The sequence below is a fragment of the Roseomonas sp. CAU 1739 genome (assembly GCF_039839775.1).
Taxonomy (GTDB): domain Bacteria; phylum Pseudomonadota; class Alphaproteobacteria; order Acetobacterales; family Acetobacteraceae; genus Neoroseomonas.
The window spans coordinates 158265-181686 of record NZ_JBDOQQ010000007.1 but is presented as its reverse complement, the minus strand read 5'-3'; the positions used below and the strand labels follow the sequence as shown (position 1 = coordinate 181686).

24 protein-coding genes and 1 pseudogene are annotated in these 23422 nt (G+C 69.6%); 17 read left to right on the top strand and 8 right to left on the bottom strand.

What is annotated here, in order from left to right; translation table 11 throughout:
- Window positions 1-227: 227 nt before the first annotated feature.
- Window positions 228-1172: a sterol desaturase family protein gene (locus AAFN86_RS13860; RefSeq protein ID WP_347543936.1), complete on the bottom strand. Its 945-nt coding sequence runs from the start codon at window positions 1170-1172 to the stop codon at window positions 228-230.
- 36 nt (window positions 1173-1208) lie between these two features.
- Here AAFN86_RS13860 and AAFN86_RS13855 point away from each other — a divergent pair, with 36 nt between their 5' ends.
- Together AAFN86_RS13855 and moaB are read left to right on the top strand one after the other, a co-directional pair.
- A complete protein-coding gene (locus tag AAFN86_RS13855) occupies window positions 1209-2021 on the top strand; it encodes a creatininase family protein (RefSeq protein WP_347543935.1) in 813 nt (270 codons plus the stop codon).
- Between the two features lie 60 nt (window positions 2022-2081).
- On the top strand, window positions 2082-2621 hold the full coding sequence (moaB, locus tag AAFN86_RS13850; RefSeq protein ID WP_347543934.1) for a molybdenum cofactor biosynthesis protein B: 540 nt from the start codon (window positions 2082-2084) through the stop codon (window positions 2619-2621).
- Window positions 2622-2738: 117 nt separating this feature from the next.
- Here the strand turns inward: moaB and AAFN86_RS13845 are convergent, their stop codons facing one another.
- Both AAFN86_RS13845 and AAFN86_RS13840 read right to left on the bottom strand, forming a co-directional pair.
- The gene (locus AAFN86_RS13845) at window positions 2739-3395 is read right to left on the bottom strand and encodes a putative adhesin (RefSeq protein ID WP_347543933.1); all 657 of its coding nucleotides are present in this window, start codon (window positions 3393-3395) and stop codon (window positions 2739-2741) included.
- A gap of 130 nt (window positions 3396-3525) precedes the next feature.
- A complete protein-coding gene (locus tag AAFN86_RS13840) occupies window positions 3526-4671 on the bottom strand; it encodes a PA0069 family radical SAM protein (protein WP_347543932.1) in 1146 nt (381 codons plus the stop codon).
- A 140-nt stretch (window positions 4672-4811) separates the two neighbouring features.
- Here AAFN86_RS13840 and AAFN86_RS13835 point away from each other — a divergent pair, with 140 nt between their 5' ends.
- From AAFN86_RS13835 to AAFN86_RS13825, 3 genes are read left to right on the top strand one after another with little or no spacing between them, the layout of a single operon-like run.
- Window positions 4812-5501, top strand: coding sequence for a glycosyltransferase (locus AAFN86_RS13835; protein WP_347543931.1), 690 nt, complete (start codon window positions 4812-4814; stop codon window positions 5499-5501).
- A gap of 19 nt (window positions 5502-5520) precedes the next feature.
- Window positions 5521-6108 (top strand): TIGR04282 family arsenosugar biosynthesis glycosyltransferase, encoded by a 588-nt coding sequence (locus AAFN86_RS13830; RefSeq protein WP_347543930.1) that lies wholly within the window; start codon window positions 5521-5523, stop codon window positions 6106-6108.
- Complete coding sequence (locus AAFN86_RS13825) at window positions 6105-6614, top strand: HPP family protein (RefSeq protein ID WP_347543929.1); 510 nt, start codon at window positions 6105-6107, stop codon at window positions 6612-6614. The genes AAFN86_RS13830 and AAFN86_RS13825 overlap by 4 nt, the downstream gene beginning before the upstream one ends.
- Window positions 6615-6741: 127 nt before the next feature.
- Here AAFN86_RS13825 and AAFN86_RS13820 read toward each other — a convergent pair whose 3' ends face one another.
- Window positions 6742-7482 carry a metallophosphoesterase family protein gene (locus AAFN86_RS13820; RefSeq protein WP_347543928.1) on the bottom strand — a complete coding sequence of 247 codons (741 nt, stop codon included), beginning with the start codon at window positions 7480-7482 and terminating at the stop codon, window positions 6742-6744.
- An 80-nt stretch (window positions 7483-7562) separates the two neighbouring features.
- Between AAFN86_RS13820 and AAFN86_RS13815 the strand changes: the two genes are divergently transcribed.
- Complete coding sequence (locus AAFN86_RS13815; protein WP_347543927.1) at window positions 7563-8249, top strand: DJ-1/PfpI family protein; 687 nt, start codon at window positions 7563-7565, stop codon at window positions 8247-8249.
- Window position 8250: 1 nt separating this feature from the next.
- Here the strand turns inward: AAFN86_RS13815 and AAFN86_RS13810 are convergent, their stop codons facing one another.
- Window positions 8251-8859 (bottom strand): pyridoxamine 5'-phosphate oxidase family protein, encoded by a 609-nt coding sequence (locus tag AAFN86_RS13810; protein ID WP_347543926.1) that lies wholly within the window; start codon window positions 8857-8859, stop codon window positions 8251-8253.
- Window positions 8860-8989: 130 nt separating this feature from the next.
- On the opposite strand from AAFN86_RS13810, the gene AAFN86_RS13805 reads away from it, so the two are divergent.
- Window positions 8990-9364, top strand: a complete 375-nt coding sequence (locus tag AAFN86_RS13805; protein ID WP_347543925.1) for a hypothetical protein — start codon at window positions 8990-8992, stop codon at window positions 9362-9364.
- A 107-nt stretch (window positions 9365-9471) separates the two neighbouring features.
- On the top strand, window positions 9472-10044 hold the full coding sequence (locus tag AAFN86_RS13800) for a lysozyme inhibitor LprI family protein (protein WP_347543924.1): 573 nt from the start codon (window positions 9472-9474) through the stop codon (window positions 10042-10044).
- 6 nt (window positions 10045-10050) lie between these two features.
- Here the strand turns inward: AAFN86_RS13800 and AAFN86_RS13795 are convergent, their stop codons facing one another.
- A complete protein-coding gene (locus AAFN86_RS13795) occupies window positions 10051-10965 on the bottom strand; it encodes a hypothetical protein (RefSeq protein ID WP_347543923.1) in 915 nt (304 codons plus the stop codon).
- A 169-nt stretch (window positions 10966-11134) separates the two neighbouring features.
- Complete coding sequence (locus tag AAFN86_RS13790) at window positions 11135-12148, bottom strand: aspartate-semialdehyde dehydrogenase (protein WP_347543922.1); 1014 nt, start codon at window positions 12146-12148, stop codon at window positions 11135-11137.
- Between the two features lie 442 nt (window positions 12149-12590).
- Between AAFN86_RS13790 and AAFN86_RS13785 the strand changes: the two genes are divergently transcribed.
- From AAFN86_RS13785 to AAFN86_RS29580, 8 genes and pseudogenes are all read left to right on the top strand, one after another.
- Window positions 12591-14216, top strand: a complete 1626-nt coding sequence (locus tag AAFN86_RS13785) for a lysine--tRNA ligase (protein ID WP_408906603.1) — start codon at window positions 12591-12593, stop codon at window positions 14214-14216.
- Window positions 14213-16171 carry a phosphatidylglycerol lysyltransferase domain-containing protein gene (locus AAFN86_RS13780; protein ID WP_347543920.1) on the top strand — a complete coding sequence of 653 codons (1959 nt, stop codon included), beginning with the start codon at window positions 14213-14215 and terminating at the stop codon, window positions 16169-16171. Before AAFN86_RS13785 ends, AAFN86_RS13780 begins: the two co-directional genes overlap by 4 nt.
- 66 nt (window positions 16172-16237) lie before the next feature.
- Entirely contained in the window at window positions 16238-17542 is a 1305-nt protein-coding gene (locus AAFN86_RS13775) for a UDP-glucose/GDP-mannose dehydrogenase family protein (RefSeq protein ID WP_347543919.1), read from the top strand.
- Between the two features lie 11 nt (window positions 17543-17553).
- Window positions 17554-18966 carry a phosphoglucomutase/phosphomannomutase PgmG gene (pgmG, locus tag AAFN86_RS13770; protein ID WP_347543918.1) on the top strand — a complete coding sequence of 471 codons (1413 nt, stop codon included), beginning with the start codon at window positions 17554-17556 and terminating at the stop codon, window positions 18964-18966.
- Between the two features lie 201 nt (window positions 18967-19167).
- Window positions 19168-19539, top strand: a complete 372-nt coding sequence (locus AAFN86_RS13765) for a hypothetical protein (RefSeq protein ID WP_347543917.1) — start codon at window positions 19168-19170, stop codon at window positions 19537-19539.
- Between the two features lie 168 nt (window positions 19540-19707).
- Window positions 19708-20688 carry a tripartite tricarboxylate transporter substrate-binding protein gene (locus AAFN86_RS13760; protein WP_347543916.1) on the top strand — a complete coding sequence of 327 codons (981 nt, stop codon included), beginning with the start codon at window positions 19708-19710 and terminating at the stop codon, window positions 20686-20688.
- Window positions 20685-20831 carry a hypothetical protein gene (locus tag AAFN86_RS13755; protein ID WP_347543915.1) on the top strand — a complete coding sequence of 49 codons (147 nt, stop codon included), beginning with the start codon at window positions 20685-20687 and terminating at the stop codon, window positions 20829-20831. The genes AAFN86_RS13760 and AAFN86_RS13755 overlap by 4 nt, the downstream gene beginning before the upstream one ends.
- Window positions 20765-20932 (top strand): annotated as a pseudogene (locus AAFN86_RS29580) (gamma-glutamylcyclotransferase family protein); the annotation flags it as partial. The gene AAFN86_RS13755 and the pseudogene AAFN86_RS29580, both read left to right, overlap by 67 nt.
- Here AAFN86_RS29580 and AAFN86_RS13750 read toward each other — a convergent pair.
- Window positions 20920-22233, bottom strand: coding sequence for an NAD(P)/FAD-dependent oxidoreductase (locus AAFN86_RS13750; RefSeq protein ID WP_347543914.1), 1314 nt, complete (start codon window positions 22231-22233; stop codon window positions 20920-20922). The pseudogene AAFN86_RS29580 and the gene AAFN86_RS13750 sit on opposite strands and share 13 nt — an antisense overlap.
- A gap of 37 nt (window positions 22234-22270) precedes the next feature.
- Between AAFN86_RS13750 and AAFN86_RS13745 the strand changes: the two genes are divergently transcribed.
- Window positions 22271-23377 (top strand): DSD1 family PLP-dependent enzyme, encoded by a 1107-nt coding sequence (locus tag AAFN86_RS13745; RefSeq protein ID WP_347543913.1) that lies wholly within the window; start codon window positions 22271-22273, stop codon window positions 23375-23377.
- Window positions 23378-23422: the final 45 nt, after the last annotated feature.

The following is a 23422-nucleotide window of genomic DNA, read 5'->3' as shown; positions in this document are numbered from 1 at the left end:
GCGGCCATCACGCTCTGAGCAGGATCCGTTCGCTTCCGCTCACGCTTCCTGCTCGATGCCTTTGTTTGATCGTGTGATTCACGCCTCCGGTGAGTCCACCTGCGGCGATCACGCTTCAGGGGATTTTTGTTTGCCCCGGACGGCGGGCGCCGCGCGGCTCGCCTTCGCGCCATGCATGCGTGCGTTGGGGGCGGCGGCCGCGCCGTGCGCCATCGGGCCGGAGGGCCTCAGGGCAGGGCGTGCGGGCTTGCCTGCGGAGGGGCGGGGGCTGGCGCCGGCGCCGGGTCGTCCACGCCGAAGCGGAACCGCTCGCCCTTCTTCGGCAGGTACAGCGTGCCGAACATCCAGTCCCACAGTGCAAAGACCGTGGCAAAGTTGGTGTCGTGCTGGGCGACGTCCGCGGAATGATGTGCCTGATGCATATGCGGGCTGACGAAGACATGGGACAGCCAGCGCGGAAACCTCAAGGCGACATGGCTGTGGCGCAGATGCGAAAAGGCGAGGTTCCACACCACCGTGAAGGCGTTGACGCCCAGCAGCGTCAGCGGATCGACCTTCGCACCGAAGGAGGTGGCCACGATGCCGAGCCCGAAGCCGCCCATGAAGGCACCGCAGCCGATATGCACGACCTGTTCCTGCGGCCAAAATCGGAAGGCGGTCAGGGGCGTCAGCATCGGCGGTTCATGATGCAGCCGATGCGCGCGCCACAGCAGCTCATAGCGATGGAAGATCCGATGCGTCCAATAGAGCGAGAGATCCGTGGTCGCGAAGGGGATCAGCGCGGCACAGGCCATGGCGAGCGGATGATTGAGCGTTGCGCCGGCCTGCGGCAGCCCCAGGATCGGCGAGAACAGGGCCACGCTGATCGCCGCCCCCGAGGCGCTGAACAGGAAGAAGGCCGGGGCCAACAGGAAGGGCAGCGCGGAATTCACGATGAACAGGCCGAAATCCACTGCGGTCTGCTGCAGGAAGGCCCGCCCGGCGAGCGGCATCGCCTGGGCCCGCATCTCCCGCAGCGAGGCGTGCGTGACCAGCCCGATCACGACGAAGGCAAGCACGGCAACGCACAGCGTTGGCCACCAGAAGGGCGAACCGGGTTCGGTCAGCAGTCCCGCCAGGCTGTGGAGCCAGTTCCAGGCCGCGGTCAGGGGGTCGTAATCGGGCCACGTCATCGCTGCATAGAATCTCATATTGCGCGCGCCGATGGAATGTCCTTCCGCCGCGGCCTGCTGCGCATGGCGATGCTGGCCGGATTCGCGCTGCCGGGAGCGGCCCGGGCGCAGCGGTTGCCCGAAAGCCTGGACATCGCGGACATGACCTGGATCGAAGTGCGCGACGCCGTGGCCGCCGGCCGCCGCACCGCCATCGTGCCGAGCGGCGGGATCGAGCAGAACGGCCCGCACATGATCCTCGGCAAGCATGACCACATCGTTCGGGTGGCGGCGCGACGCATCGCGGCTGAACTGGGCGACGCGCTGGTGGTGCCGGTGCTGTCCTTCTCGCCCCAGGGGCGGTTCGATCCGCCGGAGGGCAATCTGCGCTTCCCCGGCACCATCGGCGTCACCGACGAAGCCTTCGCCGCCATGCTCGATGGCATCGCCCGCAGCCTGCGCGCCACCGGGTTCCGCACCATCTGCTTCCTGGCCGATAACGGGCCGAGCCAGCGGCCGCAGGAACGCCTCGCCGCGCGCCTGTCCGCCGAATGGCGGCGGGAGGGGGTGCGCGTCATCGCCGTCGATCGCTACTACGCCGCCATAGCGCAGCAGGATGACTGGCTCCGCGCGCAGGGCGAGACGGAGGCGACGATCGGCACCCATGCCGGGATCGGCGACACCTCGGAGCTGATGTCCGTGCATCCGCCGGGGGTGGATCTGCAGCGCCTGCCGCCGCGCCCCGATGCGTTGCCGGCATTGGGTGCGTCGGGCGACCCGTCCCGCGCTTCCGCCGCGCGGGGGGAGACGATGCTGGCGATGCGCATTGCCGCTGCCGTGGCGCAGATCCGCGCGGCGCAGGCGCGCTGACCCCCCGTTGCAGCAGCCCCCGCCGATGCCCATGGTGAAGGCCGATGCGCGGAGGACGCCATGCCGATCGACGAAACGCTCCCCTTCCTGCCCGTGAACATCGCCGTGTTGACGGTGAGCGACACGCGCGACATGGCGACGGACCGGTCCGGCCAGACGCTGCAGGACCGCATCGAAGCCGCTGGTCATCGCTGCGCGGCGCGGGAGATCGTGAAGGACGAGGCCGACATCATCGAGGCGCTGCTGCGCCGCTGGATTGCTGACCCTGCGATCGACTGCGTCATCACCACGGGCGGGACCGGCATCACTGGCCGCGACGTCACGCCGGAAGCCTTCAAGCGGGTGCTGGAGAAGGAGATCGAGGGCTTCGGCGAACTGTTCCGCATGCTGAGCTACGCGAAGATCGGCACGTCCACGATGCAGTCGCGCGCGCTGGGCGGCGTGGCGGATGGCACCTACCTGTTCGCGCTGCCGGGTTCGACCGGCGCCTGCAAGGACGCCTGGGACGACATCCTGAAATTCCAGCTCGACAGCCGCTGGCGCCCCTGCAACTTGGTGGAGCTGATGCCGCGACTGAAGGAACACCTGAAGGCGGCGTGAGGCCGGCAGCCAACCCCGGCCGGCCCGGCAACACCGCGGGGCCGTCGCAATCCGCAACGCCTCCCGGCATCGCGGATCATTGCCCGATCATGTGACGGCACCTGATCGGGAACAAACCTACGACGCGACGCCGGTGCGCGCGTTCCAGTCCGAACCCGTCGAATTGTCGTCCACGCGGCAGAACAGCGCGTTGAAGGTCTTGATGCCGCTCACCGCGCCCTGGACGTCGTGAATGACGTTCTTGAGTGACACGCCGGCGTGAAACCAGCGGTTGCGGATCAGGATCATGACGACGCCGAGCTCGCCGCAAACCTCCTGCGCGCCCTCGTAGGTCATCTTCCAGCCATCGACCTGATCGTCGGTGAAGTTACCGAGGTGATGGCCCTGATCCTTCGACAGAATGTAGTTCGTGCACTGGTCGCCGGCCGAATAGACAAGGTCGGTCGCACCGGGCTCGCTCATCGGCTGCCCGCCCGTCAGGCGCAATGCGTTGGTGCTGAAGGACAGGGTTGAGCCGTGCTTCTGGTAGAAGCGCACGGTCGTGCCGGTTGGAACCTTGAAGGTATCGTTGTCGAAGTAGTAATTGTCGGAATCCGCACCACCATGCGCGCTGATGAAGCACTCGGTCGCATTGTTCGTGTCGCCGATGATGTATATCGAGGAGAGCGTCTTGACCGGCGTATCGCCGCCCTTGAACGCATAGCTTGCCGATCCGTGGACCTGGCCGAGATGCGCGATCCAGCGATTGTAGACGATGCCAAGCGTAGCCGCCATCTGTGCGTCCTCTTGGATGCCCGCGCTGCTGGATGTGCCCGTCCGGCGGGCGGGTCGCTTGCCCTTGCAGCAAGCCTATCCGGGGTCTCGTCGGATCACAATGCTGACGTGGAACGAATTGGTGGTCTCGTCAGAACAGCGCGAGCTGCTTGGCCCGCGGCGCCTCGCCGGGCACCTCCGGCACTTGGAACTGCCCGCAATCCAGCGCGCCCACCCCGCCACCGCGCCGTTCCAGCCCCAGTCGTTTGACCGCCAAGGCAAAGCGCTGCGCCAGCAGGTCGGCATAGGCACCGGTGCCCTTCTGGCGCACGCCGAAGCGGCTGTCATACATCGCGCCTCCGCGCGTCTGGCGGATCAGCGAGAGCACCCGCGCCGCGCGATCCGGCATGTGTCGTTCCAGCCATTCCTCGAACAGTTGCTTGATCTCCAGCGGCAGGCGCAGCAGCACATAGCCCGCGCTGGTCGCCCCGGCCGCGGCGGCGCGTTCGAGGATCGTCTCCAACTCGGCATCGTTCACGGCCGGTATCATCGGGGCGGCCAGCACCGCGGCCGGGATGCCGGCGCCGGCCAGCGCCCGCACCGCGGCCAGACGCCGTTCGGGCGAGGCTGCGCGCGGCTCCATGATGCGCGCCAACCGCGCATCGAGCGTGGTGATCGACAGGCAGACCCGCACCAGGTTGCGACTGGCCATTTTGGACAAGATATCGAGATCGCGCAGCACGCCGGCGGATTTCGTCACGATGGTGACCGGGTGGTTGAAGCGTTCCAGCACCTCCAGCACCGCTCGCGTCAGCTTCAGCGTGCGTTCGATCGGCTGGTAGGGGTCGGTGTTCGACCCCAGCGCGATCGGCTTCGGGTCATAGCCGGGCTTGCGGAGTTCCTTCTCCAGCAGGGCGGCGACCTCAGGCTTGAACAGCAGCCGCGTTTCGAAATCCAACCCCGGCGACAGGCCGAGATAGGCGTGGGAGGGGCGCGCATAGCAATAGACGCAACCATGCTCGCAGCCGCGATAGGGATTGATCGCGCGATCGAAGCCGATATCGGGACTGTCATTCCAGGCCAGGGCGGATTTGGCATTGTCCCTGGTCAGGGTGGTGGGCAGCGGCGGCAGGTCGGCAAAGGTGGCTTCCAGCGTACCCCAGCCATCGTCGAATGCCTCACGCGCCGTGCGTTCGAAGCGCACGGCGGGATTGAGGCCGGCGCCACGGCCCTTGCGCGCCAGCGGCGGCAGGGCCTGGCCGTAGTCTGGCGGGAGATGGGTGCTGCCGTCCGGCATGGCGCGGGTCCTGCCTGTGCTGGGGGAAGGAGGATCAAGTTCTCATTTCGTTCCGGCACACCTTGCGCAAGACGGCGCCGAAGATCAAGAACAAAAAAGGAACAAATGATTAATGCCGCGCAAACGCCAGGATGAGCGATATGGGAACGTTGAAGGAACTCACAGCCGTCCTGCCGACCCTGAATGCGGCCGCCGTCCTGGCGCGGACGCTCGCGGCGCTGCGTGGCGAGGTCGCTGACCTCGTCGTCGCCGACGGCGGCAGCGCCGACGCCACCGCGGCCATTGCCGCCGCGGCCGGCGCGCGGCTGGTTGAGGCCCAGCGCGGGCGCGGCAGCCAGCTCGCCGCCGGCGCTGCGGCGGTGGCCACGCCATGGATCCTGGTGCTGCATGCCGATACGCAGCCCGGGCCGGGTTGGCGTGCCGCCGCCGAGGCCTTCATGGCCGATCCGGCGAATGCGCGGCGGGCCGCCTATTTCCGCTTCGCCCTCGATGATGCATCGCCGCAGGCGCGGCGGCTGGAACGGGCGGTGGCGTGGCGCTGTCGCCGGCTCGGGCTGCCCTATGGCGACCAGGGGCTGTTGATCGCGCGCGACTTCCTCGTCGCGCTCGGCGGCTACCACCCCATGCCGATCATGGAGGATGTGGATCTGGTTCGGCGTATCGGCCGGGCCAGGCTGGTCGGGCTGGATGTCGCCTTCACCACCTCGGCGGCGCGCTGGCGGCAGGATGGATGGCTGGCACGATCCGCGCGCAACCTGGGCTGCCTTGGCCTGTGGTTCCTCGGCGTGCCGCCGGCGCGCATCGCGCGGCTCTATGCAGGGCGGCGCTGATCGGCTTGGCTTGCGGGCGATGGACCGGGCCACTGTCATTCTCTTCGCTCGGGCGCCGCGCCTCGGCACCGTGAAAAGCCGGCTGGCCAGGGGCATCGGGGCGCGTGCGGCGTTGCGCTTCCACTGCGCGACCTTCGCCGCCACGGCGCGGCCGATCGCGCGCGACCGGCGCTGGCGGACCGTGCTGGCCACCACGCCACGCGGGGCCAGGGCGGATTGGGCCCGCTTCGTGCCGCGCGGGACGAAACGCATCCATCAGCCGCATGGCGACCTGGGCGCGCGCATGGCCGGCTGCATGCGGCCCTGGTCGCGGGCGGTGCTGGCCGGCAGCGACATTCCCGACCTGCGACCCGCCGACATCGCCGCGGCCATCCGCGCGTTGGGTCGCGCCGATGCCGTGTTCGGGCCGGCGACGGATGGCGGCTACTGGCTGGTCGGGCTGGGGCCGCGGCGGCCGGCGCGGCCCTTCGCTGGCGTGCGCTGGTCGAGCGAGCACGCGCTGTCGGACACCATGGCGAATTTCCGCGGCCGGCGCGTCGCCCTGCTGCGCTGCCTGCAGGATGTCGATACGGCGGAGGACCTGGCGCAAATGCGGGTCCGGTCGTGAAGCCGCCGCCGCCGCGCCGCATCCTGGTGCAGATCATCGGCACGGCGGGCGCGCTGCTGCTGGCCAATGCCGCGCTGTCCTTCACCCGGCATCCCTGGCTGCTGCCATCCTTCGGCGGGTCCTGCGTCATCCTGTTCGGCATGCCGCGCGGCATCATGGCGCAGCCGCGATCCTTCATCGGTGGGCACCTGCTTTCGACCGTCGTCGGCATCGTGTTCCATGAAGCCTACGGTTGGCTGGGCGGGCCGGTCGGCGTCTGGCTGGCGTTTGCCGTCGGCACGGCGCTGGCGGCCATGGCGGCGACGCGGACCATCCATTCGCCGGCCGGGGCCAATCCGGTCGTCGTCTTCGTCGAGGATGCCGGCTGGAATTTCCTCGCCGCGCCGCTGCTGCCGGGACTCGCGATGCTGTTCCTGGTGGCCTATGCGGCGAACAACCTGCGCGGCCCGTGGGGTGCGGGACCATGGCCGCGATTCACGCGGTGGGGGATCAGGGCGGAACGGTGAGAGCGGCGCGCCCGCCCGGGGCATGGGAGTGTGGACGGGGCCCTGCCTGTTCGGGCCGCCCCGCCAAGGCCCGGCAGGACGTTGGGAATGCTTGCCGGGCGCCAGGCATGACGGCCAGGGCCGGCCGTCAGCCGATGCTGCCGGTCGCCATCGCGGCGGCCCAATCGGGCTGGCCGTTGGCCAGCGCACGCTGCGCCGCCGCGTACCAGTCATAGTCGAGCGCCAGCAGCTCCGCCCCCCAGCGCCCGCGCCGCAGGGTCAGGATGGCGTAGCGCGCATGCGGCGACCGATGCTCCACCCCCGCCGCCGCCGGGTGGTCCGCGAAGACCGGGCAGCCGACGCTGCCGGGGTTGAGGATGATGCAACCATTCGGCCCCTGCACCAGCGCCTGGCGGTGGCTGTGCCCGCACAGCACCACCCCGCCCGGCCGCGCCGTACCGCCCAGCCGCGCGGCCACCGTCGCGCGTGGCGCGGGTGCGAGCAGGCCGTTGGCCGCTTCCTCCAGCAGGTAGGTGCTGTCATCGGTCGGCGTGCCGTGGACGGCGAGGATGTCCGGGGTGACCTCCAGCGTCGGCGGCAAGGCGTGCAGCCTGGTGCGCTGCGCCTCTGTCAGGACGTTGCGCGCGTAGCGCCCGGCGGGGGAGAGATCGGCCTCGGATTTCTCGACGATCCAGCGGTCGTGGTTGCCGCGCACCGTCGGCAGGTCGAGCGTGGTCAGGCGCTCGAAGGTCTCGCGCGGCCAGAGCGGGCTGGTGACGCAGTCGCCGAGATTGACGGTGGCATCGACACCGCGTTCGGCGATGTCGGCGAGCACCGCTTCGAGGGCGAGCAGGTTGCCGTGGATGTCGGAGATCACCGCGAGGCGCATGGGGCCGGCTCCTTCACATGGGCTGATACTGGCGGGGCTGGGGCGCGCATGCGAGCCTTGGAACAGGGAGGACCACCGCCATGACCGCACCGCTCCGCTTCGGCCTGCTGCTGTTCCCGCGCCTGACGCAGCTCGACATGACCGGACCCTTCGAGGTGCTGTCGCGCGTGCCCGGCGCGACGGTCCACCTGGTCTGGAAGACGCTGGAACCGGTGCGCGCCGATACCGGGCTGACCATGATGCCCGATACCGACTTCGCCGGTTGCCCGCAGCTGGATGTCATCTGCGTGCCGGGCGGACCCGGCGTGGCGGCGCTGATGGAGGATGAGGAGGTGCTCGCCTTCCTGCGGCGGCAGGCGGCGGAGGCGCGATTCGTCACATCGGTCTGCACCGGGGCGCTGGTCCTGGGAGCGGCGGGGCTGCTGAAGGGGGTTCGCGCCACCACGCATTGGGCGAGCCATGATTTCCTAGGGGCGCTTGGCGCGGTGCCGCAGCAGGGGCGCTGGGTCCGCGACGGGCGCGTCGTGACGGGTGGCGGCGTGACGGCCGGGATCGACTTCGCGCTGGCGCTGGTGGCGGAGATGGTCTCACCGGAGGTCGCGCAGGCGATCCAGCTGCAGATCGAGTACGCGCCGTCGCCGCCCTTCGATGCGGGGTCGCCGGCGACGGCGCCGGCGGCGGTGCTGGCCACGGCCAAGGCTCGCGGCGCCGGGATGCGGGCGGAGCGGGAGGCGCTGGTCGCCCGCGTCGCCGCGCGGCTCGGCTGACTCACCACATCGTCTTGGCGGCGCGGGCGGGCCATTCGCGATCATAGGCCTCGCCGCCCGTCTCGCCCCGGCTCATCACCGCGAGGATCTGTCCCGGTGTCGGCAGGCTGGCGGGCGGGGCGTGGCGGGCTGCATCCCACAGCCCGGCGCGGACCACGGCGCGGGCGCATTGGAAGAAGATCTCCTCCACCGCGATCACCACCACCGAGCGCGGTTCGGCGCCCTCCACGGCGAAGGAGGCGAGCAGGTCCGGCGCGATGGACAGATGCGCGCGGCCATTGACCCGCAACGTGGTGCCGGAACCGGGGATCAGGAACAGCAGGCCGATGCGCGGGTCGCGCACGATGTTGCGCAGGCTGTCCACGCGGTTGTTGCCGCGCCGGTCGGGCAGCAGCAGCGTGCGGTCATCCGCGATGCGCACCAGCCCGTGGGCATCGCCGCGCGGCGAGGCATCGAGGCCTTCCGGCCCGACCGTGGCGAGCACCATGAACGGCGATGCCTCGATCAGCCGGCGATAGTCCGGCGTGACGTGGTCCGCGACCTTGGCGGTCGAGGCGAGGTTGGGCGTGCCGTAGAGCGCTTCCAGCGCGTCCATCGTCTCGATCCGCATGGCGACCCCTGAACTGGCTGATGTCGGGATACGCCCGGGCCGTGGGCGACGGTAGCCGGAGGACCGCGTCGCCCCTCCGTTCACCGTGGCTTCATCACAGGAGTGTCACGATGACCGCCGGAGGCCGTCCATGGACAGCAACAACCACGCCATCGGCGAGGCGGAGCGCGACGCCCGGACGCGCATCACCCGCCACCTGCAGGACCTGCACCGGCTGCACCTGGCGCTGGCCGAGGAGAGCCGCGCCCTCAAGCGCTTCACCACCGAGGGGCAGGCAGGGGTCGAGATCGCTCTCGCGACCGAGATGCTGGAGCAATATCTCGGCGCCAGCGGTGGCTTTGTCGAGAACATGCGCGGGCGCTTCGAGGCCAGGCTGGCCTTGCTGCGGCGCGGCGAACCGGCCTTCGGCGGCAGGCCCGGGCAGGCGCCGGAGCATGGCGGCTTCTGGCTGGCCTTCTCGCGGCTGTGCGCGGTCCTGCGACGCTGTGGCGGCGGGGCGGTGTAGGACCTCCCGCCTCGCCGCATCATCGCGCTGGGTCGATCCTGGTGATTTGCGCCAGGATGCAACCTGGCGCGCCGCCGGCGGGAGCGGCCTCGCCACGGGGAGGGTCCATGGCGCGTGGCAGCAGCGTGGCGGTCCGCTGGGCCTTGGCGGCGATGATGGTGGCCATGCCGGCCGTGGCACAGCGGGCGAACGATCCGGCGCGGCCCCAGCCGGCTGAACGCGCATGGCTGGAAGCCTGCGTGCTGACCGCGCTGGCACATCCGCCGCGAGCGGCCTTCGGTCGCTGCGCCTGGCGCATCGCCGCTGTCTGCCAGGGACAGCCGGGCGAGGGCCTGTTGATCGCGCGGCTGCCGGTGCTGCCCGGGCGGCCGCAATCTTCCGCCATCTGCGCCCAGGTCGAGATCGCGCTGTGGCAGCAGCAGATGGAACGTTGGGCGCGTGAGGTCGGGCTGCTTGCGGCTTCCGCCCAGCAGGACCCGCTGCGCCGGCTGCAACGGGCCTTCATCGCCTATCGCGATGCGGCCTGCGCGATGGACGGCGCGCTTTCGGCGCCCGGGGAGGCGGACGCGAACACGGCATCCTGCCGGTTGGAGCAGACGGCGTTGCGGGCGCTGGAGCTTAAGCGGCTGCGCGACGAAATGTGGCTCGCCATCGGTGCGGCCTCGCTCGAGGTCCCGTGAGGCAGGTCAGGTCGGGCGGCGATAGCCGGCGTTGGCGCGGTAGACGACGCAGTCGCGTGCCGGGAAGGCGGGCGCGAGGACGGGCAGGTCAACGGCCTGCATCACCGCGCCGACCGTGTCGACATCACGTGCTTGCCGGCCGAGCGCGGCAAGGATCATCGGCGCGGCGATCGGTTGGGCGATGCCCTCGCGGACCGGGGGGGCGCGGCGCGCGGCCACGACGCCGCGCGGCGAGCCGAGGCGCGGGGCGGGGATCTCGTCCTCCCCGGTCCGGGCCCAGTGGTCGAGGCGGCGCTGCACCACCACGCCGCGCACCCGCCCGTCAGGCCCGAGGATGGGGGCGCCCGATGCTCCCGGCTCGATGCCGCGGCTGCCGGTGACCTGCACGTCGATGAGCGCATCGGTCGGTTGGGAGGGATCGGGTTGGAGGCCGGGCGCGGCGCGGAACAGGGCCTCGGCCGCGGGGGTGGCGAAATGCGCGATGCGCAGCAATGCCTGGTCGGTCCAGGACGGGTCGAGGGCCTCGATCGGGTTCCAGGGTTCGGCGGTGGTCTCGATGGCGGCGACGCCGATCGGCGTGCCGTCGGCCCGGGCAACCAGGATGACGGCCCGGTCCGGTTCCTCGAGCGCGCGGGACACGACATGCACGGCGGTCAGGATGCGGTTCGTGCCCTCGGCGGGGGCGCTGCCGTGCAGGATGAAGCCGGTGCCATGCATGGATCGGCCGTCGCCCTGGGTGTGGACCGAGATGCGCAGCACCGAGGATGCCGCATCGGCGGACAGCCCCGCGGCGTCGGTCCGGAGACAGCCGGACGGCGGCGAATGGACCTCTCGGGCGCCGCCGGCGCATCCGGCCAGGGCGAGGGCGAGCAGCAGGACGGGGAGAGGATTGCGCCGGTTGATCGCCGGGCGGTGTCGCATGCGGGGGGCATGCGGCACAGGATGGTCGGCGCTGGCTAAGACTTGATCACCGCGGGCCCCGCGCGACGACGACACGGCGGGTCCGCCGGGGGGATGCCCCGCCGGACCGCCGCATGGCCGGCACCCGGTGGGCGGGTGCCGGTACGGGGCGCTGCGGCCCCGCGGTGCGTCAGGCCGCCTTGCGCGCGACGGCCGGCAGGCGTTCGGCGATCTGCACTGCGTTCAGGGCGGCGCCCTTCAGCAGTTGGTCGCCGCAGAGGAAGAAGTCGAGGCCGCAATCCCCGAACACCGGGTTGGCACGGATGCGGCCGGCCTCGACATCATCCTGGCCGGTCGCGTTGATCGGCATCGGGTAGAGGCCGTGCTCGGGGTCATCCACGACCTTCACCCCGGCGGCGGCACGCAGCACGGCGCGGGCCGCCTCAGGCGTGACGGGGCGTTCCGTCTCGATGGTGACGGCCTCGGCATGCACCCGCATGGTCGGGATGCGCACCGCGGTGCAGGAGATCGGAAGATCTGGCATGCCCATGATCTTCCGGCTCTCCCACACGACCTTCATCTCCTCCTTCGTGTAGCCATTCGGCTGGAAGGCATCGATCTGCGGGATGACGTTGAAGGCGAGCGGCCAGCGGAACACGTCGTGCTCAGGCTTCAGGCCCTCGACGAGGACGCGGCGGGATTCGCGTTCGAGTTCCGCCATGCCTTCCGCACCCGCGCCCGACGCCGCCTGGTAGGTGGAGACGATGACGCGCTTCAGGCCGAAGGCCTGGCGCAGCGGTTCGAGCGCCACCACCAGGATCGCCGTGGTGCAGTTCGGGTTGGCGATCAGCCGTGCGCCGCCGATTGCGCGCGGATTGACTTCCGGCACCACCAGCGGGACGTCGTCGACCAGCCGGAAGGCGGAGGAATTGTCGACCACCGTGACGCCGGCCTCGACCATCTTCGGGGCGTGCGCCTTGGCGAATTCGCCGGACACCGCCAGCAAAGCGAGGTCGAGGTCGCGCACGGCGGCGTCGGAGAATTCCTCGATCGTCACGTCGCCGAAGGGCGTTTTCGTTTTCGTGCCGGCGCTGCGGGCGGAGGCGAACAGCCTCAGCGTGGAAACCGGGAAGGCCCGGCGTCCCAGAACGTCCACAAGCTCGCGACCCACCGCACCGGTGGCGCCGACAATACCGACACGCATGACCTTCGGTGTCCTTTCGACGGTTGAAGGGGCGTGATGCTTAGCGCAAAGCCGTGGGCGGACCAATGGTTCAGTGCCGTTCCGGCCCGGATGCCACGGCAGGGCGGCCCCCGGCCTGGGACATGGCGCGGCGGGTCGGGGCGATGCCCTGATCCGGTAGCGCAAAGCGCGACCGCGCCCAATCCGACCGCCAATCCGCGGCCTGGCCCGGACGGCGGCCCGGCGGATCGAGGCGCTGCCTCGATCCGGGAGCGCAGAGCGCGACCGCGCCCAGACTGCCAGCCGTCCCCGGTGCGCCAGCGCATGGCGCGAAGCCAAGCGGCCCGGATGGGCCGCGCCCGCCGTCTGAGGGCATTACAAAGACTCCGCTGGGGTCGCGCCGCGACCCCAGCCCACCTATAACGCCCGTCCCGTTTGTCGAATGAGTTTCGCCCCCGTGACGATTTCACCCCCCGCCGATCTGTCCACCGTGAAGGCCTGGCCCTTCGAGGAAGCGCGCAAGGTCGCCGCCCGGCTGGCGAAATCGGATAAGGGGTCGGCGCTGTTCGAGACCGGCTACGGCCCCTCCGGCCTGCCGCATATCGGCACCTTCGGGGAGGTGGCGCGCACATCCTGGGTGCGGCGCGCCTTCACCCTGCTGACCGGGCTGCCGTCGCGGCTGATCGCCTTCAGCGACGACATGGACGGCCTGCGCAAGGTACCCGACAACGTGCCGAACAAAGAGATGCTGGCACAGCATCTCGGCCGGTCGGTGACCGCCATACCCGACCCGTTCGGGACGCATGAGAGCTTCGGACACCACAACAACGCCCGGCTGCGGGCGTTCCTGGATGCCTTCGGCTTCGACTACGAATTCGCGTCGTCGTCCGACTACTACCGGTCCGGCCGCTTCGACGACGCGCTGATCCGCATGGCCGAACGGCATGAGGAGGTGCGCGGCGTCATCCTGCCGACCCTCGGCCCGGACCGCCGCGCCACCTATTCACCCTTCCTGCCGATCCATCCCAAGACCGGCGTGGTCATGCAGGTGCCGATGGAGGAGGTGCGCCCGTCCGAGGATCTGCTGATCTGGCGCGATCCGGACACCGGCGACCGTCACGCCACGCGCATCACCGGCGGCCATTGCAAGGCGCAGTGGAAGGCCGATTGGGCGCTGCGCTGGTACGCGCTCGGCGTGGACTACGAGATGTCGGGCAAGGATCTGATCGATTCCGTGCGGCTGTCCTCGGCGATCTGCCGGGTGATGGGGGGCGAGCCGCCCGAGGCCTTCACCTACGAGCATTTCCTGGATGAGCAGGGCCAGAAGATCAGCAAGTCCAAGGGCAATGGGCTGACCATCGACGAATGGCTGCGCTACGCGCCGGCCGAAAGCCTGTCACAATACATGTACAACCAGCCGCAGCGCGCCAAGCGGCTGTTCTTCGACCAGATCCCCCGCGCCGTGGATGAATATCTCCAGCACCGCGCCCGGCTGCGCGTTGCGCCGGACGCGGCCAATCCGGCCTGGCACATCCATGGCGGTGCCGCGCCAAACGACCCGGAGCCGCCGGTCTCCTTCACCATGCTGCTGAACCTGGCGTCCGTGGTGAATGCGGACGATCCGGCCATCCTGTGGGGCTTTCTCGCGCGCTATGCCCCTGGGGCGACGCCGGCGACGCAACCGATGCTCGGCAAGCTCGTTGAACACGCCGTGCACTATTATCGGGACTTCGTCGCGCCCACCAAGCGCTTCCGCATGCCGTCGGAGGCCGAGCGCGAGGCGCTGACCGTGCTGATGGCGGCGCTGCGCGACCGCGCCGTGGACCTTGAGGCGATGCCCGCCGAGGACCGTGCCAAGGCGATCCAGGACCTGGTCTACGATGCCGGCCGGCGCGAGCCCTTCCTGCAACCCAACAAGGACGGGTCGGTGGGCGTGTCGCGCGCCTGGTTCAACGCGCTGTACCAGGTCCTGCTGGGGCAGGAGGAAGGCCCGCGCTTCGGCGGCTTCGTGGCACTCTACGGGATCCCCGGGACGATCGGGTTGATCGAGACGGCGCTGGCGCGGCAGCAGGAGGCCCCGGCCGCGTGACCATCGGCGCGCGCGCCCTCGGACTGGTCAAGCGGCACGGCGCGACCGTCTTCGGCCTGCTGCTGCTCGGTGGCGCGCTGTATGTCGTGCAGCGCGAATTCCGCACCCTGTCCTGGGCGGACATCAAGGGCGCGCTGGACGGCACGCCGCCGGAAGCGCTGTGGGCGGCGGCGGGGTTCACGCTGGCCGCCTATATCGTGCTGACGGCCTATGATCGGCTGGGCTCGGTCTATGCCGGGTATCCCGTGTCCTATGCGCGGACCTCGCTTGCCTCCTTCGTCGCCTATTCGCTGGCCAACAACCTCGGCTTCGCGACGGTATCGGGGGCGGCGATCCGCTACCGCTTCTATGCCGCCTGGGGGCTGCCGCCGCTTGCCATTGCCAAGGTGGTCGCCTTCACCTCGCTGACCTTCGGGCTGGGCGGCTTTGCGCTGGGCGGGCTGGTGCTGGTGGCCGAGCCGGAAATCCTGTCCTTCGTCGCCGAGGGCGCGCCGCGCTGGGCGAAGCAGGCAGCCGGGCTGGTGATGTGGGCGATCGTGGCGTCCTACATCATGCTGGCGCGCTTCGTGCCGCATTTCCGCCTGTTCGGTCACCAGATCGACCTGCCGGGTTTCCGCATGGCGGTGGGTCAGACAGCGTTGGCTTCCGCCGATGTGGCGGTGACGGCGCTGGTGTTCTGGACGCTGCTGCCGCACGCCGATGGCCTGACCTTCCTGCATTTCCTCGGCATCTATGTGCTGGCGCTGTCGGCGGGGATCATCGCCAACGTGCCGGGCGGCATCGGCGTGTTCGACGGGGCGATCCTGCTCGGGCTGTCGAACCACCTGCCGGCGCCGGTGGTGATCGGGGCGCTGCTGCTGTTCCGGCTGTACTACTACATCGTGCCGCTGTTCATCGCCGGGCTGATGTTCGCGGGCTTCGAGATCAGCCAGCGGCGCCATCTGATGGATCGCATCGCGCCCGAACGCGGCGTCGCCATTTCCTTCGAAGTGCCGGCGATGGCGGCGCTGACGGCCCTCGCGGCCATGACGATGATCCTCATTGGCGCGCTGCCGCCCAAGCCCAATGGGCTCGATGGCGTCTTCGACATGCTGGACGACGCGGCGAGCCATTTCGCCGCCTCGGTGGTCGGCTGCCTGTTGCTGGTGGCGGCCTATGGGCTGATGCGCCGGCTCGCCATTGCCTGGTGGGGCGCGCTGGTGCTGCTGGTCAACGGCGCCCTGGTGGTCTGGCTGCGCGGGGAACCCTGGTGGCTGACCGGTGGGTTCCTGCTGCTGGCGGTGCTGCTGCTGACCGTGCGTCCCGCTTTCTATCGCCTTGCGAGGCTGAATGCCGAACCGCTCTCGGCCGAGAACGTCGCCATCCTCGCCGCATTGTCGCTGAGCGCGCTGACCCTGGCGGGCATCGGCTATGCCGGTCCCTACGCCGACCTGTCCTGGTGGGGCGTCGTGCTGTCGGCGGAGGCGCCGAATTCGCTGCGTTTCGCAGTCGGCCTCGCCGGCGTGTTCCTGCTGGTGGCGGCGGTCCGATTGCTGCGGCCGGCCCGCACGGGGCCGGTGCCCTACGACGATGCGACGCGCCTGCGGCTTGCGGCACTGGGTGCGGTGGCGCCCGCGCCGGGCGGGGCGGATGGCGCAATCTTCGGCGAGGCGGATCGCGCCGGCTTCGCCTTCGTCAAACGGGAAGGGATCTGGCTCGCCCTCGGTGACCCGGCAGGGGAGGAGCGGGATCGGATCTCCGCCATCTGGCGATTCCGTGATGTCTGCGAGCGCGCCGGCGTCGATCCGGCATTTTGGCGTGCCGGGCCGGAGCTGCTGCGCGTCTATGCCGATATCGGGTTGACGCCGTTTCCGCTGCAAGCCGGTCCGAACGGCCCGCTGCACCTGCTCTGCCGGCCCGAGCGCGATATCGAGGCCCTGCTGCCCCTGATGCCGAAGATGGACGATGCCGCCTGATCGGCTTGCCAGACGTGCCGCGACACGTCATTCCACCGCCGCCCGGCCCAGCCACGAGGGATTGCCATGCGTATCGCCATGATCGGCGCAGGTTATGTCGGCCTTGTCTCCGGCGCGTGCTTCGCCGAATTCGGCGTCGATGTGACGGTGATGGATGTCGACCCGGACAAGATCGCCGGCCTGCATGCCGGCCGCATGCCGATCTACGAGCCCGGCCTCGACAAGCTGGTCGAGGAGAATGTGCGCGACGGCCGGCTGACCTTCACCACGGATCTGTCGGTCGCGGTGAAGGGTGCCGATGCGGTGTTCCTCGCGGTCGGCACGCCGACGCGGCGGGGCGATGGGCATGCCGACCTGACCTATGTCTATGCCGCGGCCGAGCAGGTGGCGAAGGCGGCCGACGGGCCGCTGGTGATCGTGACGAAATCGACCGTGCCGGTCGGCACGGGGCGGGAGGTGCAGGAGATCGTCCGGCGGGTCCGCCCCGGGGCGCAGATCTCCGTCGCCTCCAACCCGGAATTCCTGCGCGAGGGCAGCGCCATCGGCGACTTCATGCGGCCCGACCGCGTGGTGATCGGCGTCGATGATGACCTGGCGCTGACCGTGCTGAAGCGGCTGTACCGCCCGCTGTATCTGATCGAGACACCGGTGCTCGCGGTGTCGATCGAGAGCGCGGAGCTGATCAAATACGCCGCCAACGCCTTCCTCGCGACCAAGATCACCTTCATCAACGAAATCGCCGACCTGTGCGAGAAGGTTGGTGCCGACGTGCACGACGTCGCGCGCGGCATGGGCCTTGATGGGCGCATCGGACGGAAGTTCCTCCATCCCGGCCCGGGCTATGGCGGGTCCTGCTTCCCCAAGGACACGCTGGCCCTGGCGCGCACCGCGCAGGATGCCGGCACGCCGATCCGCCTGGTCGAGGCGACGATCGCGGTGAATGAGGGGCGCAAGGCGCAGATGGCCGAGCGCATCCTCGCGGCCTTGGGGGCCGATCCGAAGGGCAAGCGCGTCGGCGTGCTCGGCGTGACCTTCAAGCCCGAGACTGACGACATGCGCGATGCGCCGTCGCTGGTGATCCTGCCGGCGTTGGTCGCCGCGGGGGTCGAGGTGCGCGCCTATGACCCGCAGCCGGCCCATGCGCGGCAGTCGCTGCCGGCGGCGATCGGCTTCGCCAGCACCGCGCTGGACGCGGCCAAGGGGGCCGATGCGGTGGTGGTGCTGACGGAATGGAATGAATTCCGCGCCCTGTCGCCGGATCGCCTCAAGGCGGCGATGAAGGGCGAGGTCATTCTCGACCTGCGCAATGTCTGGGATCCGGTGGCGATGCGCGCGGCCGGCTTCACCTATTCGTCCATCGGCCGCCCGTAAACGGAGTGACCATGCCCGCTTTCCATCACCGCTTCGATTCCACCGTTCTGCGCGAATACGACATTCGCGGCATCGTCGGGAAAACCCTGAAGCCCGAGGACGCCTTCGCGATCGGCCGCTGCTTCGGGTCCATCGTGTCGCGGGCGGGCGGCAAGCGCGTTGCCGTCGGGTATGATGGGCGGCTGCATTCACCGGAACTGGAAGCCCAGCTGGTGGCCGGGTTGCGCACCTGCGGGCTGGAGGTGGTGCGCATCGGGCTGTGCGCGACGCCGATGCTGTATTTCGCGGCCTACGACCAGGAAGCCGCTGGCGCGGTGATGGTGACCGGCAGCCACAATCCGCCGGACTACAACGGCTTCAAGATGATGATCGGCAAGAAGCCGTTCTACGGTGCGCAGATCCAGGAGATCGGGCGCATGGCCGCGGAAGGCGATGTGGTGCCCGAGAGTGTCGGCAGCGACCGGTCCGTGGACATCGCCGGCCGCTACGCCGATCGCGTGCTGTCCGACTGGGATGGCGGGGACCGCAAGCTGAAGGTGGTGTGGGATCCGGGCAATGGCTCGGCCGGGCCGATCGTGAAGGCGTTGGCCGCGAGGCTGCCGGGCACGCATTACGTCATCAATGGCGATGTAGACGGCAACTTCCCGAACCATCATCCCGATCCGACGGTGGCCAAGAACCTCGAGCAGATCATCACTGAGGTGGCGCGCGAGAAGGCCGATCTCGGCATCGCCTTCGACGGCGATGGTGATCGCATCGGCGTGGTCGATGGTGACGGTCACATCCTGTTCGGCGACCAGCTGCTGATCGTGCTGGCGCGGGACGTGCTGAAATCGAAGCCGGGCGGGACGATCATCGCCGACGTCAAGGCATCCCAGGTGCTGTTCGACGAGGTGGCGAAGGCCGGCGGCAATCCGTTGATGTGGAAGACCGGGCATTCGCTGATCAAGGCGAAGATGGCCGAGACCGGCAGCCCGCTCGCCGGCGAGATGTCGGGGCACATCTTCTTCGCCGACAAATGGTACGGCTTCGACGACGCGCCGTATTCGGCGGTCCGGCTGCTCGGCATCGTCGCGCGGATGACGCAGTCGCTGTCCGAGGTCCGCGCCGCCCTGCCGCAGGTGATCAACACGCCGGAACTGCGCTTCAACTGCGAGGAAGCGCGCAAGTTCGTCGTGGTGCAGGAAGTGAAGGACCGCCTGGCCGCCGAAGGGGCCAAGGTGCAGGACGTCGATGGCGTCCGCGTGCTGACGGATGACGGCTGGTGGCTGCTGCGGGCGTCCAACACCCAGGCGGTGCTGGTGGCACGCTGCGAGGCGACGACGGAGGCGGGGCTGGAGCGGTTGAAGGCGCAGCTGGTGAAGCAACTGGTGGCGAGCGGGCTCGAAGCGCCGGACTTCTCCGCGGAGAATGCCGGGCACTGAGTCCGGACAAGCTTCACCCAGCCGGAAGTATGGCGCGCGAAGGGGACTATCGGAGTGGCAACAGCGCCGCGCGATATCGCTGTTCCGACGCGGTCATCCCGATCCAGTAGCGCCGTGCGGCGACGCGTCGGTGCATTGCTGGTTTGCTTGGCGGCTGTTGGCGGTTGCTATGCGCCGTCGCGGATGACGAGTTTGTTCGAGATGGCCGTTCTGTTCACCGGATTCCGCACAGGCCAGCCGCCCTACAGCGAGAATGGCAACTGGGGGATCAACCACGAACGCGACGCCTCTAGGAGCGCGCTATCTCAGTGGCGCCACGAGTTTCCCGCAGGTGCGGCGGGCGAACAGTTCAGGGTGCAGGTCATTGATTCCGGGTATGTATGCGAAGATCGAACTGACCTCAGTCGGACATATCTCCTGTGTTACGCTGAAAGAAGATTCAGAAGAGAAACCGTGTTCTTCGGCTTCCAGAATAAGCTCGTGCGCTTGAGGATTGTCCTGGTGTTCGAAAGACACGGTGAGAACATCGTCTTGACAGGATACAATTGGCAGAATCTCGGGGAACTGAACTGATCGACGCGAAGGGGTGAGCCGCTTCGAACTTCGCGTCACGCGTACGCGCCGCACGATCAGGCAGCGCCATCACAAACTGTCAGTGCCGTGCTTCCCGGCGCGGCGATGGCCGGTCTAGCCTCCTCCTCCAGCGCGCCCGGCAACAGGGCTGCAGGAGGAGAACCGGGAATGACCATTGACCGCCGAACGCTGCTGCTGAGTGCCAGCGGCGTGCTAGCCGCACCCGCCTTGGCGGTGGCGCAGGATTTCCCCAACCGTCCCATCCGCATCGTCGTGCCATTCCCGGCCGGCGGCACGACCGACCTTCTGGCGCGGCTGTTCGCCCAGCGCATGACCGAGACCATGGGCCAGTCGGTCGTGGTCGAGAATCGCGGCGGCGGCGGCGGTTCCATCGGCGCGGATGTGGTCGCGAAGGCGGCGCCGGATGGCTATACGCTGCTGTTCCACAACATCACCTTCCCGACAACGACGGCGGCGATGACGCTGGCCGGGCGGCCGCCGCACGACATCGACCGTGATTTCGCGCCGCTGTCGCTTGGCGCCAATGTGCCGCTGATCATCCTCGCCAACCCGGCGGTGCCGGTGACGGATCTCAAGGGTTTCGTGGAATGGGCCAAGGCACAGTCGAGCCCGCCCTTCTATGGATCGACCGGGCCCGGTTCCTTCATGAACCTCGTCGGCGAGGTGCTGATTCGCGAAGGCGGCATCCGCATGGAGCACGTCCCGTTCCGTGGCGCCGCACCGCTGGTGCAGGAACTGATCGCCGGGCGGGTGCAACTCGGCGGCGACCAGATCTCGACCTGCTTCGGCCATGTGCGATCCGGCGCGCTGAAGGGGCTGGCCAATGTCGCATCCCGCCGTGCCGGCGTGCTGCCGGACGTGCCGACCGTGCGCGAACAGGGCTTCCCGGCGCTGGAACTGGAAGGCTGGAACGGCTTCTTCGCCCCCGCCCGCACGCCCGCCCCGGTGATGGCGCGGCTGCAGCGGGAGATCGCGGCAGCCGCCCGCAATCCCGATTTCATCAAGCGCTGCGAGGATGTCGGCGCGGAACCGGTCGGGTCGGATTCCGAAAGCTTCGGTGTCATGGTCCGCGCGCAATACGCCAAGATCCGCGACCTGGTGGCGGCGGTGCAATTGCGACCGGAGTGATCGTCTTCGTCTACGGCACGCTGCTGGATCGTGACGTGCTCACCAGGATGTCGGGCGAGCCAGCCCTGGCGCGCGCCTGCGCCCGGCGCGACTGGCCGGTTGGCGGCGGGTATTCCTGCGCGGCACGCCCTATCCGACGCTGATCCGGCAAGCCGGCGGCGTCGTGGAGGGCGCGGCGCTGCGCATCGGGGGCGCGGCGTGGCGTCGGCTGTCGGACTATGAGGGCAGCGCCTACGCCATGACGCCGGTCATCGTGGCGACGGCGCGCGGTCCGGTCGGCGCGCGGGCTTGGATCGCGCCGCCCTGGCGCGCCGCCGCGATGCCGCTGAGCCAGGCGCCCGCGACCGTCGCCGCGAAGCGGGGGTGACAGGCTTCCCCGGCGAAGCAGAGCCGGCCACCTGCCAGCGGCTGGGCAAGCGTCTGTCGCGCAGCCTGCGCGCCCGGCACGGCATGGCTGTAGGCGCCGCGGAATAGCGGGTCCTCGGCCCATTGCGTCACTGTCGGGCGGCCGAGGGCTGCGGCGGCGCGGGCGCCGAAGATCGCGGTGGCCTCGGCGCGCGCCTCGGCTTCGGCGCGGGCTGGGTCGCCGGCGATCTCCCAGGCGCGGGCGCCGCCGCAGAAGGCGATCAGCGTCGGGTCGCCGAACAGGCGGGATATCCAGGCCATCGGACGGTCTGCCGCCCGTTCGACGGCGCGGCGCAGGCTGGCGAAGGGCGGCAGGTCCGGAGCGTCGGGATGGTCGGCGCGGAAGGCGATCTTGGTCAGCAGGCCGAGCGGCAAGGCATGGATGGCGGCCTGCGTGTCGGCCGGCAGCGGCGGATCGAAGGTGATGCCGCCCGCCGCCAGAACGCCGGTCGAAACGGTGACGATCGCGGCCTTCGCCGTGACCGTGCCGAAGGCACCTGTCGCCGTGACGCCGCGCGCACCCCATTGGATACGATCCACGCGCGCGGCGAGGCGGATGGGCAGCCCCTCCGCCAGGCGTGAGGCCAACCCGCCGATTCCGTCGCGGGTGACCAGGTTCGGGCCGTCCAGCGCCGTCGCGGCGAAATCGTGCAACGACATGTGCGAGAGTTCGGCGGCGCAGATCTGCGCGCCCTCCCAATGCGCAACGGTCGCATCCCAGGGGCCGTCGCGCGGGGCGGCTTCCGAGGCCGGGCGGTCCGGCCTGCCATCGGCGGCGGCGGCCTCGATGGTGGTCCAGAAATTATCCTCGGCGGCGGCGAAGGCGCGGCGTTCCTCCGACGTGGCGTAGCGGCCATGGGCGAAGAGGCGCCGGTCGCGCACCGCGTCATGGTCGATCAGCGTCACGCCCAGCGCGCGGGCAAGGGGCGTCAGCGGGTTATCATCGGCCTGGTGCAGCCAGGATGCGCCATGGTCGATCGGCACCCCGAGGCTTGCGGATTCCGTATAGGCGCGCCCGCCGACGCGCGTGCCGCCTTCCAGCACGATGCAGCTGCGGCCACGCGTGGCGAGTTCTCGCGCCGCCGCGATACCCGCGCAGCCGGCGCCGATGACGAGGACGTCTGGATCGGAAGGGAACATCGCCGCATCATGCCCCGGCTGACCGAAGGGATGAACCATGCTGCAGTCGCCGCCCGCCGAACCCGGCATGCGTGAGGATGAAGTCGATACGCCGGCGCTGCTGATCGACCTCGATGCCTTCGAGCACAACCTCGACACCATGGCAGCACTGCTGGCGCCGACCGGGGCGAAGCTGCGGGCGCATGCCAAGACGCATAAATCGCCGGTGGTGGCGAAGCTGCAGATGGCGCGCGGCGCGGTGGGGCAATGCGTGCAGAAGGTGGGAGAGGCGGAGCAACTCGCCTGGGGCGGCATCCCGAACGTGTTGGTAACCAACCAGGTGGTCAGCCCGCGCAAGCTCGCGCGGCTCGCCGCGCTGGCACGGATCTGCAAAGTCGGTGTCTGCGTTGATGACGCCGCGCAGATCGCGCTGGTCGAACAGGCGGCGGAAGCCGCCGGCGTGCGGATTCCCGTGCTGGTCGAGATCGATGTCGGCATGGGCCGTGCCGGTGTGGAGCACGGGCCGCCGGCCGTGGCGCTTGCCGAACGCATCGCCGCCAGCAAGCAACTGATGTTCGGCGGGTTGCAGGCCTATCATGGCAGCGCGCAGCACATGCGCACGCCGGAGCAGCGCGCGGCCGCCATCGCCGAAGCCGCCAACCGGTCTCGCCGGACGGTCGAGCAGTTGAAGCAGCGCGGCCTGGAATGCCCGATCGTCGGCGGGGCCGGCACCGGCACCTTCCGGCATGAGGCGGCGAGCGGTGTCTATACCGAGATCCAGGCCGGGTCCTACGCCTTCATGGATGTGGACTACGCGAAGAACGAGGACGCACCGCCCTTCCGCCACGCACTGTTCGTGCTGGCGCAGGTGATGTCCCGCGCCACGCCGGGCGTCGCGGTGGTCGATTGCGGCCACAAGGGTGTCTCGGTCGATTCCGGCATGCCCGGCGTGTGGGAACGGCCGGGGCTGCGCTACGCCGGTGCGTCGGACGAGCACGGCAAGATCATGATCGAGGACGGCGCCGCGCCTGCGCTGGGGGAAAAGCTGCGCCTGGTGCCTGGCCATTGCGACCCGACGGTCGACCGCTACGACTGGTATGTCGGCGTGCGGAAGGGGCGGGTGGAATGCCTCTGGCCGATCGCGGCAAGGGGCGCGATGGCGTAAACGGCGGACCGTGGGTGAAGGCGATACTGCCGCAGCTCGCTTTCA